Source organism: Pseudomonas gingeri (genome assembly GCF_013385635.1).
GTDB classification, from domain to species: Bacteria; Pseudomonadota; Gammaproteobacteria; order Pseudomonadales; family Pseudomonadaceae; genus Aquipseudomonas; species Aquipseudomonas gingeri_A.
The window spans coordinates 282,553-298,835 of the sequence record NZ_JACAPR010000013.1 but is presented as its reverse complement, the minus strand read 5'-3'; the positions used below and the strand labels follow the sequence as shown (position 1 = coordinate 298,835).

The following is a 16,283-nucleotide window of genomic DNA, read 5'->3' as shown; positions in this document are numbered from 1 at the left end:
TGCCGTGCAGGCAGCTCAGAAGAGTCATTACCGCCTTGTTCGCATTGATCTGCCGTTCACTGCCGTGCAGGCAGCTCAGAAAGATTATGAGTCGGACGCTCTAACCATCTGAGCGCTCACTGCCGCATAGGCAGCTCAGAAAAAAGGCGGATTGCTGTTCACCGAGGTGGCGCACGTACCGCCGCATAAGCGGCGCAGAAATATAAGGACATATTAGAGAATTCTCTATAGCGAGCGCGCTGTCGCATAGGCAGCATGACGGCGTGGCTTGGCTTAACACCTGCAGACCGGTGGTTCGGCAGTACGAACGGTTGCCGAAAAGCCAAGTCGGGCAGCATGTGGTTGTACCTGTGGCTGTTGGCACATTGCCATCCTTTCAGTTATAACCCTGCTCAACGATTAAACTGATGTAATCGGCTGCTCGCTCATGGAAGAAATCCGCTCCTCCGATCTCAAGACGATCCTGCATTCCAAACGCGCCAATATCTACTACCTGCAGCACTGCCGGGTGTTGGTCAATGGCGGTCGGGTCGAGTATGTGACCGACGCCGGCAAGCAATCGCTCTACTGGAACATCCCCATTGCCAACACCACGACCGTATTGCTGGGGACCGGAACCTCGGTGACCCAGGCGGCGATGCGTGAGCTGGCCCGGGCCGGGGTGTTGGTGGGCTTTTGCGGAGGAGGGGGTACGCCGCTGTTCAGTGCCAACGAGATCGATATCGAGGTGGCCTGGTTCTCGCCGCAAAGTGAATACCGCCCCACTGAATACCTGCAACGCTGGGTCTCGTTCTGGTTCGATGAGGTGCGGCGCCTTGAGGCGGCAAAAGCGTTTCAGCGGCTGCGCCTGGAGTTCATCCAGCAGCATTGGTGCAATCGCCCGGCATTCAGCAAGGCCGGTTTTCAGGTCGATCCTGACGTGCTCTCCAGCGTCCTGGCGCAGTCCCTGGCGACCTTGAACGCTGCCCCCGACCATGCGTTCCTGCTCACCGAAGAAGCACGCCTGACCAAGCGCCTGTTCAAGCTGGCAGCTACGGCCACGAGCTACGGTGATTTCACGCGAGCCAAGCGTGGCAGCGGTGGCGACCCGGCGAACAACTTTCTCGACCACGGAAATTACCTCGCCTACGGCCTGGGTGCGACAGCAACTTGGGTACTGGGGCTGCCTCATGGACTGGCGGTGCTGCATGGTAAGACCCGGCGCGGTGGCCTGGTCTTCGATGTGGCGGATCTGGTGAAAGATGCGCTGATTCTGCCGCAGGCCTTCATCAGTGCCATGCAAGGGGAGGATGAGCAAACCTTCCGTCAGGCCTGTATCGAAAACCTGACCCGCAGTGAAGCCCTGGATTTCATGATCGACAGCCTCAAGAGCATTGCCGAACAGTTGGGGACGCCGCTGGTTTGAATATCCTGTTGATCTGCCAGTGTGACAAACGAGCCCTGGTCGAAAGCCGACGCATCCTGGATCAGTTCGCCGAGCGTCGCGGTGAGCGCACTTGGCAAACTCCCATTACCCAAGCCGGCCTGGACACCCTGCGTCAGCTGTTGAAGAAGACGGCTCGACGCAACACGGCTGTGGCCTGCCATTGGATTAGGGGGCTTGATCACAGCGAACTGCTGTGGATCGTCGGTGATGCCGGTCGCTTCAACGAGCAGGGCGCCGTTCCCACCAATACCACCCGCCGCAACGTGCTGCGCAAGGACGATGAAAACGATTGGCACACCGCCGAAGACATTCGTTTGCTGGCCCAAATGGCTGCCTTGCTGCATGACTTGGGCAAGGCCAGTGTGGCGTTCCAGACGCGCCTGAAAAAGCCAGTGCGAGAGAAGAACCTATATCGCCACGAGTGGGTATCCCTGCGCCTGTTTCTTGCTTTTGTCGGCCAGGACCCTGATGTGGTGTGGCTACAGCGATTGGCACAACCCAGCGAGCAGGACGATGCAACCTGGCTGGCCGGTGATCGTTATCGGCGTGACGGGCTCGATGGAGAGGCTGCACCACCGTTTCGCGATTTGCCGCCCCTGGCTGCTGCCATTGCTTGGCTGGTGGTCACGCATCATCGCTTGCCGGTGTTGCCGGTGTATGACCCTGTCGAGGGTCACCAACTGCCGCTGGGCAGTCGTTTCAAAGGTTTCTCCCCGCAGAGGCTCAACAACCTGCTGGACGGCGTGACCCACGATTGGAATGAAATAAAGCGCCCGGCTACGGAGGCCGAGATCGGCCCCTATTGGCAGATCAAAAGCACCTTGCCGGTCACGTTGCCCAAATGGCGTGCTCAGGCCTCCAAGGTTGCCACCCATCTGTTGGCGTTGTGCGGCAAGGCGGGCAAGGGTGACTGGTTATCCAACCCCTATGTCATGCACCTGGCGCGCATGAGCCTGATGTTGGCCGATCACCATTACTCGGCGTTACCTGCCAACTCTACACAACGCGTACAGGGTGACCGCGGTTACTCAGTATTTGCCAACACCGACAAGGACGGCAGCCTCAAACAGGCATTGGACGAGCACTTGCTCGGCGTCGCTCGCTTCACGGCCACCATCATCCATGGTCTGCCAGGCTTCGAGCGACACCTGCCTCGTCTTGCCAATCACCGAGGCCTGCGCAGGCGCAGCAAGGTCGATCGCTTCCGTTGGCAAGACAAGTCCGCTGATGCTGCTGCCGGGTTGCGCGCGCAGGCTCAGGAACAGGGTGCCTTTATTGTTAACATGGCCTCGACCGGCTGCGGCAAGACCCTTGCTAATGCACGCATCATGTATGCCCTATCCGATCCGCAGCAGGGGATGCGCTGCACCTTTGCTCTGGGCTTGCGAACCCTGACCCAGCAGACCGGCGCCAGCTATCGCCGGGACCTGCATCTCAAGGACGATGAGCTGGCCATACGCGTCGGCGGAGCCGCCAGCCGCAAACTTTTCGAGTTCTATCAAGCCCAGGCTGAAACCACGGGCTCCGCTTCAAGCCAGGCCCTGATCGATGAGGACAGTCATGTTCTCTACGAAGGCCAGATCGCCGACCACGGTCTGCTCGCCAAAGCCATGGACAACCCTGATATCCGTTCATTGCTGGCTGCGCCGATGTTGGTCTGCACCATCGATCACCTGATGCCGGCCACCGAAGCCCAGCGTTCCGGCCGGCAAATCGCACCCATGTTGCGGCTGCTCAGCAGCGACCTGGTGCTGGATGAGTTGGACGATTTTGATCTGGATGACCTGCCCGCGCTGACGCGGCTGATGCACTGGGCCGGTCTGCTGGGCACGCGGGTGCTGCTGTCCTCGGCGACTTTGCCTCCGGCACTGTTGGACGGCATGTTCCAGGCATACAGGGCAGGGCGGGCGCACTATCAACGCAATCGCGGTGTTCCTGGTGCGCAGGAGGCCATGCCCGATATCCCCTGCCTGTGGGTCGATGAGTTCACGGTTCAGGTTGCTACCTGCCGTGAGGCTCAGCAGTTTGTTGAGCAGCATCAGCAGTTCGCCCACGCGCGCAACAAGGCACTCGAAAAGGAACCGGCGCTTCGTTGGGGGGAGTTGCTGCCCCTGAACGCCACGGGCAAGGGCAATGAGGCCATTCGCCGAGAGTTTGCGGCCCAGGTACACGCAGCGATGCTGACGGCACACGCACGGCACGGCGAAACCTGCCCCAGAAGCGGCAAGCGCATCAGTTTCGGCCTGGTGCGAATGGCCAATATCGAGCCACTGTTCGAGGTGGCTCTGGCGCTGTTTCAGGCGGGGGCTGACAGTGACCATCGCATCCACCTGTGCGTGTATCACGCGCGCTTTCCGCTGTTGATCCGTTCGGCCATCGAGGCTCAATTGGACGGCGCTTTGAATCGCCGCAACCGGGATGCCGTGTACGACCTGCCGCAGATTCGCCGGGCCATCGACGAGCATCCGGAGGCCAACCACGTGTTCGTGGTGCTCGGCTCTCCCGTGACCGAAGTGGGCCGGGATCACGACTATGACTGGGCCATTGTCGAGCCCTCGTCCATGCGCTCGCTGATCCAGTTGGCCGGGCGGGTGCAACGGCACCGTCAGCAGGTCTGTGAGTCGCCGAACATCCTTATCTTCGACACCAATCTGCGGCACCTGGAGCGGCCACTGGACAGCCAGGGCCAGAAGGCCCCAGCCTTCATCAAGCCTGGCTTTGAAAATGCTGCCGGTAAACCAAGTGATCCTTTCCGATTGAGTGAGCATCGTCTCGGTACGCTGCTCAATGAGGATGAATATCGAACCGTGACGGCCCGGCCACGCATACAGCCCCGCCCCTCACAGGACTGGCAAGCCAAGCGGAGTCTGGTCGATCTGGAGCACGCACGACTCGCCGAGCAGATGCTGCCCAAGGATCGTGACAACCTTCAGCCCCCATCTCGCGGCGTTAAACCAACGGCACCACGAATGGATGCAGCCTGTGCCTGGCAGTTTCCGCAGGCCGCGCTGACCTGGGTTCTACCCCAGCAGCAACCGTTTCGTGACAACAGTGCCCAGGAAATCGAACTGGTCTTTTTGCCTGATGACGACGAGGAAGGACTGGTGCTGCACCGTATTCATGAAGAGGCCAGGAAGGGCGTGCCGGCGATCTACACCACTGCGCAGAGTTCGCTCACCGATATCGATCTGGACCGTCTGCTCGGTCCACGTATCCAGCCCTGGGGGCGGCACGACCTGATGACCCTGCTCAACGAACAGGTCGATGCCCAAAATCTGTCGCTGAGGACCTGCGCCGAGAAATTCACCGCAGTCAGTGTGTACGAGAGCACCTTCGGGTGGCGGTATCACCCGGTGCTGGGATTTGGCCGGTATAAAGCACCCTGAAGAGGAGGGTTGTTGGATCAGAGGATGAAGTGCAGTTAAAGGACCTGGCATTCGCCACGCCGATTCAATTATGGGTATGCACATGGATGAAACATCAGATCAGATACCACGCACCACACGTTTTCGTAGTGCTATCGCCGCCTTTATCGACGAGCGTAAAGACGCCAAGCTCAAGGACGCCGAGGGCGATGGTGCGCAAGCCGCCAAGTATGAGTACGGCACCTGGCTGGCCGATGCCGCCCGGCGGGTGACGCAAATTCAGGCCGTTACTCACGTGCTCAAGGCGACTCACCCGGATGCCCGTGGCAGCAGCCTGCACATTCCGCCCGAGTCATTGCCGTCGCACGCAGAGATTGGCACCCATGTGTTGGGTGATCAGTACGCCGACGATATCGTGGGCAATGCCGCCGCGCTGGACGTCTACAAGTTCCTCAAGCGAGAGGTCGACGGCAAGCGTCTGCTCGATTGGTTCCTGCTGAATGATGCCGATCTGCTCGCCGCGCTACACAACGACGAGGCCACGGCCTTGGAGTGGGCCACGGCGTTCAAGAGCCTGATTCGTCCTGCAAGCGTCCTTGCCTCCCATGGCTTGGCCAAGCAGGTGTACTGGTGCCTGAATGGCGATCCCACCGACGACACCGACTTTCAGCTGCTGCAACCGCTTTTCGCCAGCAGTCTGGCTCATGCTGTGCACCAGGATATTCAGTCGGCGCGCTTTGGCGAAACCAACAAACTCGCCCGTCAGGCCAGGCGCAAGCAAGAGCCCCACGAGGGGGTTTATCGAGACTATCGCAACCTGGTCATGCGCAAGCTGGGCGGTACCAAACCGCAAAACATCAGCCAGCTCAACAGTGATCGCGGCGGAACGAATTATCTGCTGGCGTCGCTCCCGCCGATCTGGGATCAGGATCGGCCGCGCAACTTTCTGAAGATCGAATCGGCTCTGGAGCGATTTCATCACTATCCCGGGGTGAGAGAACAGCTTCAGGCTCTTTTTTCATTGCTGGAACGCGACCCTGCGGCGATCAAGGAAACCCGTGATCGACGCAAGCAGATTGAAGAGACGATTGTTCAATCACTGGCGGCCTTCGGCCTCGCCAGTCGCGAGATTTTCAGAGCCGGCTGGAGTCGCGACCCAGAGTGCAAGCTGCCGTTGTGCGAACAGCTGTGGCTGGATCCGGACCGTATCTCACTGCCCCCGCGTGAAGACCATCTCGAAGAAGACCAAGCCTTTGTCGCCGCATTCGCCTGGAAGGACTGGCCTGATCAAGTTGCCCAGCGTTTCGGCCTTTGGCTCAACGCCATTTTGCGGGAGCGGAAATTACCGGTCGGAGACGTGGAGCAAAAGAACTGGGCCAAGCAGGCGATTATCGAGGCGGAATCCCCTATGCCGTTCAAAGCTTCCGTGATCCCCGCGGACAACAAGCAGGAGGTCACCCATGGCTGATGCATGCCCGCACTTCGACTACCTGCTGGTCATTCCTCATCTCCAGGTACAAAACGCCAACGCACTGTCCAGCCCGCTGACTCATGGCTTTCCCTCGATCACGGCTTTTCTGGGCGTGATGTGGGCGCTGGAGCGCAAGGTGCGCGACGCCGGGTTGGACCTGCAGTTCAATGCCACCGCTGTGGTCGCCCACCGTCATGAGGAGCAGATCACCACGGGTGGTTTCGTTCACACCCTGCGACTGACCCGCAATCCGGTCAACCGCGATGGCAGCACGGCGGCGATCGTGGAGGAGGGGCGTATTCATCTGGAAATCAGCCTGGTCTTTGGCGTGCAGAGTGCTGCCTTGGATGCTGCCAGCCAGGAGGCGTCGGAAAAAATCGCCCACCAGGTCCGCGACATCCTTTCGCAGATGCGCATTGCTGGCGGCAGTGTGATTCCCTCTAAAGCACCACCGCGCAAACAACGTCCCTACATCGTTTCCACGCCCGATAAGGATGAGCATGAGGGCGTGTTCAGCCAGATCAAGCTACGTCTGCTACCGGGTTTTGTCCTCGTGGACCGCACCGATCTACTGGAGACGCGGCATCAGGAGCGGCAGGCGCTCGATCCGGAATCCTCGAAGTTGGAAGCCTGGCTGTCGTTGTCACGAATCAATTGGACGTGCGCCACAGGCGAGTCGCAAGACAAAGCCCAGTGGGCTAACGACCGCAAGGGCCTGGGCTGGATCGTGCCTATCCCCGTGGGTTACGGCGCATTGGGTGACGAACAAGCCCCAGGTTCGGTGGCTCACTCCCGCGACGGACAAACTCCATTCCGCTTCGTTGAAAGCCTCTACAGCGTCGGTGAGTGGATCAGCCCGCATCGTTTGCACAGCGCCGAACAGCTGCTGTGGTACGCCGACTCAGCACCCGAAGAGGGGCGCTACCGCTGCCGCAACGACTACCGCTCGACCTCCATTGACGAAATCAACTGACTTTCAGCCCATTGTCCTAAAAGGTATTTGATCATGGCCAAAGACACTAAAGACGCTCTCAAGACCGCTTCGGTTCTCGCTTTCGAACGCAAGCTGGATCCTTCTGATGCCCTGTTCCACGCAGGCGACTGGCAGTCACGCGAGCGTTGGGAGCCCGTGGCGGTTCGTGAGAAATCCGTCCGTGGCACCATCTCCAACCGCATGAAGACCAAGGACCTGGATCCGGCGAAGCTGGATGCGCAGATGAAGAACCCCAACCCGCAGACCGTGGACGTGGCGACCTTGCCGCACGATGCCGACACCCTGCGTGTGAGCTTCACCCTGCGCGTACTGGCCGGTACCGGGCAGCCTTCGGCTTGCAACGACAGCGATTATCGCCAGAAACTGCTCGACACCGTGAAAGGCTATGTCGACAGCCATGGCTTTACCGAGCTGGCGCGGCGTTATGCCCACAACCTGGCCAACGGCCGTTTCTTGTGGCGCAACCGTATCGGCGCCGAACAGGTGCAAGTGGAAGTCGCGCATCTGGTCGATGGCAAGGCTGCAACCCAGTGGCGCTTCGACGGACTGGCACTGTCCCTGCGCAATTTCGACACCAGCGCTGAAAACGCCGGTGCCTTGGGTGAACTGACGCAACTGATCGCCGGTGGCTTGGCAGGCAATCAGCATGTGCTGCTGCGCGTGACGGCTTATGTGCGCATGGGCGCCGGGCAGGAAGTCTTTCCGTCCCAGGAGCTGATTCTGGAGCGGGGCGACAAGAGCAAGACGCTCTACCACGTCAACGATGTGGCGGGCTTGCACTCGCAGAAAATCGGCAATGCCATTCGTAGCATCGACACCTGGTACCAGGAGGCCGACGTCAATGGTCCGATTGCTGTCGAACCCTACGGTTCGGTCACCACCCAGGGCAAAGCCTACCGTCAGCCTCGCAGCACCAAGGACGATTTCTACACCCTGCTCGATGGCTGGGTGCTCAAGGACAACGCACCAGCGCTGGAGCAACAGCACTTTGTGATTGCGACCCTGATCCGTGGTGGTGTCTTCGGCGAGGCGGGCTAAGCCATGGACCACTACATCGACCTGAAGCTGCTGCCCGATCCGGAGTTCGCGGCCACGCAGTTGATGAGCGCGCTGTTGTCCAAACTGCACCGGGGCCTGCATGACCTGAGGCGCGATGATGTGGGGATCAGCTTTCCCGACATCGAGACGGCACGGCATCACCTGGGCAGTCACTTGCGCTTGCATGGTAATCGGGAGGCGCTGAGCCAGTTGCTGGCGCTGAACTGGCTGACCGGTATGCGGGACCATGTGCAACTCAGTGAGGTGACGATTGTGCCGGTGCAGGTACGTTACCGGCAGGTCAGTCGCGTGCAGGTGGACAGCAACCCGGAGCGCTTGCGCCGGCGCCTGATCAAGCGCCATGGCATCAGTGAGCAAGAGGCCCGCGAGCGCATTCCGGACAGCGCCGCCAAGCGCTGCAACTTGCCCTTCGTCAACCTTCGTAGCAACGGTACCGGACAGGCATTTGTGCTGTTCATTCGCCACGGGTCCATTGTGGACACCGCCCAGGCGGGCACCTTCAACGGCTACGGTCTGAGCAGCACCGCCACCATCCCCTGGTTCTGATCTTCTGGACCCTCTTTTTTGAGTGAGGCAGGCACCTTCGTAAAATCAAGGACTTACGAAGGTGCCAAAAAAGAGGGGTAAAGACCCATTTCTCGAGTATTTACCTTTGCAGACAGGGCTTTACCGGGAAAGTCGTCTAGCTCACTGCCGTGTAGGCAGCTCAGAAAACGAACGCATCGGTATCGCCGTACTTCCTCAACGCTCACTGCCGTGTAGGCAGCTCAGAAATGCTGCAGCCTGTTGCGCGCGCAGACGCCAGAGCTCACTGCCGTGTAGGCAGCTCAGAAAATGCGGTACACGATATAACGCTGATTGTAGTCGCTCACTGCCGTGTAGGCAGCTCAGAAACATCGATCCCGGCGTCACGGCCTTGTGCGCGCGCTCACTGCCGTGTAGGCAGCTCAGAAATACCTGCGCACGGATGAGTACATCGACACCTTGCTCACTGCCGTGTAGGCAGCTCAGAAATTGCGCCAGTCTCGGGCGCCGCATAGGCATTTGCTCACTGCCGTGTAGGCAGCTCAGAAAATGTTAGCGAACAAGGCTGAGTGCGAGGCAGCGCTCACTGCCGTGTAGGCAGCTCAGAAAATCAACGTGGCTGTGTTGACGACTGGCGTGAAGCTCACTGCCGTGTAGGCAGCTCAGAAAAGCCCCCAAGGTCGCTCTGGCCTGGCACAGAGGCTCACTGCCGTGTAGGCAGCTCAGAAAAGAACCGGCGGGCTGCTCATACTGCCAGCGACGCTCACTGCCGTGTAGGCAGCTCAGAAATGACCGCAGCGGATGAGCGGGCGGATGTGTTGGCTCACTGCCGTGTAGGCAGCTCAGAAACTCCCCCTTCAAAGTCAGCCGCTATAGCGGCAGCTCACTGCCGTGTAGGCAGCTAGAACGCACTCATGTAGAGGCGAGCCGGGAAATCTGTCGCAATACTCTGCGCGAGGTGACGTCAGGAGTTGCTCGGCGCAGGTCGATTTCACGGCCACCGTCATGCCCTGATCGTTACTCCCCTTGGTAACGACCTTCTCTGTGGTTTATGGAGAGAATGAGATTGAGTGTGATGGCGCTCAGTACAGACCACATCACCCGGCTGGGTTCGATAAATAAAAGCGCGCAAAGCACGATTGAGCTGTCTGCCAACATCTGGATGTTTCCGGCACGCCAGCCGAATTTGTTTTGCAGATAGAGAACGGCGATGCCAATGCCACCAAGACTGGTGCGGTGGCGAAACAATACCAATGTACCGATTCCCAAAAGAATCCCGCCGTTGATACTGGCGTGCGCCGGGTGTACCCAGCCGATAGTGACCGTCATGGGGATCAGGGTTGTCATGAGTGAAAGCAGGGTGACCGCGCTGAATGTTTTCAGCGTAAACGCAATGCCCATGCGCTTTATCGCCAGGAGGTAGAAGGGGATATTCAGCAGGAAGAAGGAAAGCCCCAGCGGGACCTTCAATGCATAGTGAAGGATGAAGGCCACTCCGGCGAGGCCACCACTCAATAACCCGCCATCCTTGTACAGATTCAAGCCCATGGCTATGAGCGTGGTGCCAATGACCATCGCAATGATGTCTTCCAGGTGGGTGTGGCCAAGGGTTTGTTCCTGTCGTTGGTTGGCGTTAGTCATGGTGATATCGCATCGATTGAGAGTATGGCGACGGTGCTGGCCGCAAGTGTGGGCAACATTACTATCGGGAAATCAGGAGTCTTGCCGTTCGAGTCTTGCCACTTGGGCACGTGCCATCAGGTATCGAAGGCACACGTAAGTGAGGCTCGACACCAGCAGTGAATCAAGTGGAGGAATGGACGTGACCACAAAGTGGATGTGATTGGCCGTATAGGCGAATCCACTACCGGCGATCCAGGCCAGGAAAGCCTCTGTTCGCCATTGCGTGACTTCGCCGGTTAGCGCGAGTCTGGCGCCCAGATAGTAGTTAGTCAGGTAGACACCGGCGATGGGTGGAATAGAAATGCTAAGCAGGATCAGATAAGGGACGAACCCCTCACTGATGCCCATGAGTCCGGCCGTCGTACCAACTCCAGCGGCTGCGAGCACCAATTGCCACTTCGGGCGAAGAGGCGTGAGGGTCGAGAGGATCAGAGTGGACGCGTACAGGTTGTAGGCGTTGGTGGTCAGGGCGATCAGGAGCACCGCAATCATTGCCGGAATGCCCAACCCGAGGGATAGCATGATGGTCACGATGTCCATCTGGCCGGTCGCGACACTGGGTATGCCAGACAAGATCAGCACGAGAGGGAAGCCGACGCCATAGGCGAGTGCGCAGGCAAAGGCTGCTTGTTTCGGGGTTCGTGCGAAACGTGAGATGTCGGGCGCTAGCACGGCCCCGGTCATGATGCCGCCCACCACCATTGAGATGCCGGTGGTCATGGAAAAATCGTGTGTCGGGACTGTCTCCAGTGCCGTTGACCATTTGACGTTCGTCAGCGCTGCAATGAGCGTCCAGAGCAATACAACGATCTTGAAGGGGGATGCCAACACGCTGAGAAGGTCGAGTGCGCGAAAGCCGAAAATGGCCAGTAGTGTCATCAGCGTGCAGCCGAAAAACGCCAGCCAACTCACCGGGATCGTTGCCAGCGTTGTCGGCAGCGTTGGTTGGAATGCCCGGCCGAACATCATGGCGATGACGCCGAACCAGCCCAGTATGGCGATAACGATGACGACATTGACGAGCAATCCTCCTCGCTCACCAAAGGCCTGTTGAATCAGTTGATAACTGTTTTTTCGACTTTGTGCGCCGGCGATCGCGGCCGGCAGTGCGACCAGGGCCAGAACGAGCCCACCGATCAGGCTGGCCTGAATCCCCCCCATTACACCCAGCGTTCGACTGATGCTTGCCCCCATCATGAACGCTGGCAGGGCGATCATTACGCCGAGCAGCACCAAAGCAATTCTGATACCGCCGATGAGGTGTGTTTCAGCGGCGTTGTTCTGACGATATTTCATCGAGCTTTTAGGGTTTACGGTCTTGTTTAAACGGCTCATGTACATACCTGCTGAAGAAAGATGAGGTGTTGTTAACAACTTTGGTGGGGTGTTTGTTGTTTTGCCTCGGTTAGGTGTTGCTAAGTTTTTTGTGTGGCTGACTTCTTGTTAGGTGGATTGTGTGTCAGTTATGGCGGAAGTTGGTGTGCGATATTTCTAAGGTGGCATTAATTGGGTGTAGCGCCACGAGTACCGTGCCGCTGATCGTATGGTGATATAGATAGTGCATGCACAACTAATGTGGGGGAGGGAATGCGTCAATGTGGGGGAGGCATGAGTTGGCGGTTCTGGAGTTTGATCTCAGGCGATCAGTCCCGTTATTGGCAGATTGGGCAGGGTTGGGCTTGGAAGGGCGCGAATCGCCAAGGTGATGCCATGTCGATGGCCGAACTAGAGCCTTATCCCCCAAAATGCATATGACGCTACCCCATCAGGTGCCTTCCCATTTTACGAAGTCTGTCCATAGAATCCGGAAGAGTTCAGTCGATACGCGAACTTTATTAAGAGCTTATGGCAGGTGGGTTGATGTATGCGGTTTATATAACAAGCCCTGCCTGTAGGACCTGTCTGTGTTGTGCTGTGGTTGAGTCTGATTCCTGGCCTTTCGTATTTGTGTCAGGTTTCGACTTTTCGGAGTTTTGCTGCTCCAGCACCTCATTTATATAAAAAGAGGATTATATGTATCGTGTAGGAATTGACGTGGGCGGTACTAATACCGATGCCGTAATGATGCGAGGCCGTGAAGTTATCTGTGGCACTAAAACGGCAACGACTCATGATGTAACGGGTGGTGTGCTCGAAGCACTTTCTCGGGTGTTGCGTGAGTCCGGGGTGACGCCCGCCGATCTTGGCGCCGTCATGATCGGCACGACACATTTCACCAATGCCGTCGTCGAGCGGCGTGAACTGTCCAGGGTCGGAGTACTTCGCCTGGCGCTTCCTGCGAGTTCCGATGTACCTCCGTTGTCGGGTTGGCCGGCGGACCTTGTAGAGGCCATCAACCCTCTGGTGCGGTTGAGCGCTGGAGGGTATGAGTTCGATGGGCGGGAAATTTCTGGCATCGACACCTCGTCCGTTGTCCGGTTTGCCGAGGAATGTGCGAAAGCCGGCATTCATTACATCGCCATATCTGGCGTCTTTTCTCCACTGGTGCCCGACCAGGAACTTGAGGCGGCCGACATCATTCGCAAGGTCTTGCCGGATGCCCACATCACGCTTTCGTCTTCTCTCGGGAATCTAGGGCTGCTCGAGCGTGAGAATGCCAGCATTCTCAATGCCGGCCTGGTTGACCTGGGCAAGCGCATCAGTCGTTCCTTTGCCGAAGCGATGCGAACCACTGGGGTCGTCGCGCCCTTTTTTCTTACGCAGAACGATGGCACCTTGATTGCGGCAGAACGGGTCGCGGACTTTCCGATCCTGACGGTCGCCTCCGGTCCTACGAACTCCATGCGTGGCGCGGCTTTCCTGTCTGGCACCCAGGATGCGATCGTCGTGGATATCGGCGGCACCACCTCCGATGTGGGGTTGTTGCAGAAAGGCTTCCCGAGGATGTCGGGGGTGGCGGTCGAAGTCGGCGGTGTGCGCACCAACTTCCGGATGCCTGATGTGCATTGCATTGGTTTGGGCGGCGGCTCGCACGTCGACCTCAATGCCTGCACGTTCGGCCCGCGCAGTGTCGGCTATCGACTCTACGAGAAAGCACTGGTCTTTGGGGGCGATGTCCTGACCGCCAGTGATATTGCAGTGGCCGCCGGCATCGCCAGGTTCGGTGAGGCAGCGCTCGTTGCCCATCTGGATGCTTCGGCGGTTCGCCGGGCAGTTTCTCGCATGCAAGACATGGTGGCGACCGCTGTCGATCGCATGCGCGTGTCCGATGCGCCGATACCGGTGCTGGTGGTGGGTGGCGGGAGTGTCCTGCTCTCCGGCGACATCGATCGCTTGCCCACTGTTCGACCGCCTTCGTTTGAGGTGGCCAATGCGGTCGGTGCGGCCATCGCCCAGATTGGCGCAGAGATCGACCACGTCTATCGCTTTTCGGACATCAGTCGCGATGAGGCTATTGCCGATGCCACTGCGCGTTGTCGGCAGAAGGTCATCGACGAAGGCGGCGTGGCCGATACGGTTGAAACCATCGACATCGAAGACACCCCCTTGGCTTATTTGCCGGGAAAGGCCACGCGCATCCGCGTGAAGATGGTGGGAGACCTCCAGCTATGAACGGCTCACCTTGCACAACCTCTGGAGAACACGACATGTCGCACATCGATGCCGAGCAAATGGAAGCGATCGCCCTGGGTAGCGCCATCTATGGCACCGGTGGCGGTGGCGATCCCTATCTGGGCAAGCTGCTGGCCCAACGCATCTTGCGAGAGTCCGGCCCGGTCAGTTTGATCGACGTGTTGTCGCTGTCGGACGATGCCTTGGTGATCCCGGTGGCCGGCGCGGGAGCGCCCGTGGTTCTCACGGAAAAGCTGCCTAGCGTCGAGCCCCTTATCGTCGCGTTGCAGGCGCTGGAAAAACACCTCGGTAGAAAGGCTGACGCCACCCTGTGTCTGGAGGCTGGAGGATACAACTCGACCATCCCGTTCTCGATCGCCAGCCGTCTCGGCATTCCGCTGATTGACGGGGACACCATGGGGCGTGCATTTCCGGAGTTGCAGATGACCACCTGTACCCTCAACAACATCACGGCGACGCCGATGGCGGTGGTTGATGATCGTCTCAACGTGCTGATGATTCAGTCGGGAGGCAACAGCTTCGCCGAACGAATCACCCGCAGTACGCTGATGGAAATGGGCGGCTCGTGTGCCTGTGCCTTGTACCCGATGACTGGTGCACAAGCGAAAAAAGCCGTGATTCGCGGATCGATTCGCTCCTTGCAACGGGCTGGCCAGGTGGTGCTCGATGCCCGCCGCAGTGGCGCTGACGCAGTCCAAAGTCTGCTCGAAGCGCTGGGTGGTTTCAGGTTGTTCCAAGGCAAGGTCGTCGGTGTCGACCGGCGTCTGGAAGGTGGATGGCAGCGGGGTGTCGTCACTCTCCAGGGCCTCGACGCGTTTGCCGACAGCACAGCAAGGCTCGATCTGCAGAACGAATTTCTCTACGCGAGTGTCGACGACCAGGTGATCGCGATGACCCCCGACCTTATCTGTTGCCTGGACTCCCAGTCCGGCGAGCCGATCACTAGTGAGGCCATGCGATACGGGCTGCGTGTCACCCTCATGGGCCTGCCCAGCCACACAGCCTGGCGTACACCGGCAGGCCTGGACCTCGCCGGGCCGCGCCACTTTGGTTTTGACAGCAATTACATATCGCTCGAAGAACTGCCTGCTGGACATACAAGGAATCGATCGACCGTAACGGTCTGATTGACCGGCGTCGGTTCCCCACGGCAACCCAAAACAAGAACGATCTTTTCGCCCCTTCGAAAGAAGGGGTTCTCCAGGCTTTTGCTCAATTTCTGCCCCTACAAGCTACCCACAATAATTAATGGGACATTGATATGAAAAATTCACGTTTGGCCATCGCTCGCCCTGGAGTGCTTTTCCAGTCTGTGGCTTGCTCGTTTGCCGTCTTTGTCATTGCATTGCTCTGGGCGACGACGTCCAGCGCGGGTAACTTTATCGGCCTCGCTCAACCGGGTGTACCTGGCACCTTCGGTGTCTTGCTGATGCCTTCGGTTTCCCATTCACAACCTGACACCAATACAGGGAAAATGTTTTCGGAACTGGCCTACTACAGCGAGACGGGGTTCACCGGCACCACCCGTGACCAATTCGAGGCATGGCTGGGATTTTATGGTGGGTACCAGGACACACCCGAAGGCTCCAGGGATTCGAGCTGGGGTGTCACGATGCCGGAACTGGGGTTCGAGTATTACTATCAGGCCGTCCAGCCAGGTAGCGCAGCGTTTGGCAGCGATGAGTACAGGAGCTGGTGGGTCAGTCCCGAGCTGATGTTCAACGGTCCGAATAGCAGTGACAAGACCACGGGGTTTGGCGCGGGTGGTAACCAATGGTCGATTGCTACCACGGTCAATAACTACGTTGCTTATGGCCGCTGGCACGCGACCTTTGCGCCGGTGTCGCTGGTGTATCTGTTTAAAAACCGTAATTCGACCGATCTGGGGGATGGGCAAAGTGTGAAAATGCGTGGCGCGTTGAGTGTCAGCCTGGCGGATGTGGCCGCGGGTTATCAGGTCAAGGACGACCTGATTGTCGGGCTGCACCATGCTTACAATATCTACAACATCGGCGATTCGGATTATGCTCGCGCCTCGGAGGGGATGATTGGCCCTACCTTCACTTACCTGGGATTCGCCAAGGATAATTTCTACTTGGCAGGAACGCTTGATTTCGATTACCACCATCAAGGCGTACCGCGTACCACTTCTTTGAATTTCTTGTTGGTAAAGTCCTTCTAAGGCCG

11 protein-coding genes and 1 CRISPR repeat array are annotated in these 16,283 nt (G+C 58.6%); of the genes, 9 read left to right on the top strand and 2 right to left on the bottom strand.

Annotated features, from left to right (window positions below):
• Nucleotides 1–427 precede the first annotated feature (427 nt).
• The 6 genes from cas1f to cas6f all read left to right on the top strand — a co-directional run bounded on the left by cas1f (nucleotide 428) and on the right by cas6f (nucleotide 8,861).
• Entirely contained in the window at nucleotides 428–1,405 is a 978-nt protein-coding gene (cas1f, locus tag HX851_RS42235; protein WP_177063965.1) for a type I-F CRISPR-associated endonuclease Cas1f, read from the top strand.
• Nucleotides 1,402–4,812, top strand: coding sequence for a type I-F CRISPR-associated helicase Cas3f (gene cas3f / locus HX851_RS42230; protein WP_177063964.1), 3,411 nt, complete (start codon nucleotides 1,402–1,404; stop codon nucleotides 4,810–4,812). Before cas1f ends, cas3f begins: the two co-directional genes overlap by 4 nt.
• Nucleotides 4,813–4,894: 82 nt before the next feature.
• Complete coding sequence (gene csy1, locus HX851_RS42225; RefSeq protein ID WP_177063963.1) at nucleotides 4,895–6,259, top strand: type I-F CRISPR-associated protein Csy1; 1,365 nt, start codon at nucleotides 4,895–4,897, stop codon at nucleotides 6,257–6,259.
• Nucleotides 6,252–7,235, top strand: a complete 984-nt coding sequence (gene csy2, locus HX851_RS42220; protein WP_177063962.1) for a type I-F CRISPR-associated protein Csy2 — start codon at nucleotides 6,252–6,254, stop codon at nucleotides 7,233–7,235. Before csy1 ends, csy2 begins: the two co-directional genes overlap by 8 nt.
• Before the next feature lie 33 nt (nucleotides 7,236–7,268).
• The gene (gene csy3 / locus HX851_RS42215) at nucleotides 7,269–8,294 is read left to right on the top strand and encodes a type I-F CRISPR-associated protein Csy3 (RefSeq protein WP_177063961.1); all 1,026 of its coding nucleotides are present in this window, start codon (nucleotides 7,269–7,271) and stop codon (nucleotides 8,292–8,294) included.
• 3 nt (nucleotides 8,295–8,297) lie between these two features.
• Nucleotides 8,298–8,861 carry a type I-F CRISPR-associated endoribonuclease Cas6/Csy4 gene (cas6f, locus tag HX851_RS42210; RefSeq protein ID WP_177063960.1) on the top strand — a complete coding sequence of 188 codons (564 nt, stop codon included), beginning with the start codon at nucleotides 8,298–8,300 and terminating at the stop codon, nucleotides 8,859–8,861.
• A 139-nt stretch (nucleotides 8,862–9,000) separates the two neighbouring features.
• A CRISPR array of direct repeats spans nucleotides 9,001–9,749; the repeat unit is 28 nt; unit sequence GCTCACTGCCGTGTAGGCAGCTCAGAAA.
• A gap of 108 nt (nucleotides 9,750–9,857) precedes the next feature.
• On the opposite strand, the gene HX851_RS42205 is transcribed toward cas6f, so the two are convergent.
• A complete protein-coding gene (locus HX851_RS42205; RefSeq protein WP_177063959.1) occupies nucleotides 9,858–10,481 on the bottom strand; it encodes a YitT family protein in 624 nt (207 codons plus the stop codon).
• Nucleotides 10,482–10,553: 72 nt separating this feature from the next.
• Entirely contained in the window at nucleotides 10,554–11,858 is a 1,305-nt protein-coding gene (locus tag HX851_RS42200) for a cytosine permease (protein WP_177063958.1), read from the bottom strand.
• Nucleotides 11,859–12,536: 678 nt separating this feature from the next.
• Here HX851_RS42200 and HX851_RS42195 point away from each other — a divergent pair.
• From HX851_RS42195 to HX851_RS42185, 3 genes are all read left to right on the top strand, one after another.
• Entirely contained in the window at nucleotides 12,537–14,075 is a 1,539-nt protein-coding gene (locus tag HX851_RS42195) for a hydantoinase/oxoprolinase N-terminal domain-containing protein (protein ID WP_177063957.1), read from the top strand.
• Between the two features lie 35 nt (nucleotides 14,076–14,110).
• Nucleotides 14,111–15,223, top strand: a complete 1,113-nt coding sequence (locus HX851_RS42190) for an S-methyl thiohydantoin desulfurase family protein (protein WP_177063956.1) — start codon at nucleotides 14,111–14,113, stop codon at nucleotides 15,221–15,223.
• A 134-nt stretch (nucleotides 15,224–15,357) separates the two neighbouring features.
• A complete protein-coding gene (locus tag HX851_RS42185; protein WP_177063955.1) occupies nucleotides 15,358–16,278 on the top strand; it encodes a hypothetical protein in 921 nt (306 codons plus the stop codon).
• Nucleotides 16,279–16,283 lie beyond the last annotated feature (5 nt).

Excerpts from the sequence above, each read along its gene's own strand:
- cas1f (WP_177063965.1), top strand. The coding sequence starts at position 428 with ATGGAAGAAATCCGCTCCTCCGATCTCAAGACGATCCTGCATTCCAAA.
- csy1 (WP_177063963.1), top strand. The coding sequence starts at position 4,895 with ATGGATGAAACATCAGATCAGATACCACGCACCACACGTTTTCGTAGT.
- csy2 (WP_177063962.1), top strand. The coding sequence starts at position 6,252 with ATGGCTGATGCATGCCCGCACTTCGACTACCTGCTGGTCATTCCTCAT.
- csy3 (WP_177063961.1), top strand. The coding sequence starts at position 7,269 with ATGGCCAAAGACACTAAAGACGCTCTCAAGACCGCTTCGGTTCTCGCT.
- cas6f (WP_177063960.1), top strand. The coding sequence starts at position 8,298 with ATGGACCACTACATCGACCTGAAGCTGCTGCCCGATCCGGAGTTCGCG.
- HX851_RS42205 (WP_177063959.1), bottom strand. The coding sequence starts at position 10,481 with ATGACTAACGCCAACCAACGACAGGAACAAACCCTTGGCCACACCCAC.
- HX851_RS42200 (WP_177063958.1), bottom strand. The coding sequence starts at position 11,858 with ATGAGCCGTTTAAACAAGACCGTAAACCCTAAAAGCTCGATGAAATAT.
- HX851_RS42195 (WP_177063957.1), top strand. The coding sequence starts at position 12,537 with ATGTATCGTGTAGGAATTGACGTGGGCGGTACTAATACCGATGCCGTA.
- HX851_RS42190 (WP_177063956.1), top strand. The coding sequence starts at position 14,111 with ATGTCGCACATCGATGCCGAGCAAATGGAAGCGATCGCCCTGGGTAGC.
- HX851_RS42185 (WP_177063955.1), top strand. The coding sequence starts at position 15,358 with ATGAAAAATTCACGTTTGGCCATCGCTCGCCCTGGAGTGCTTTTCCAG.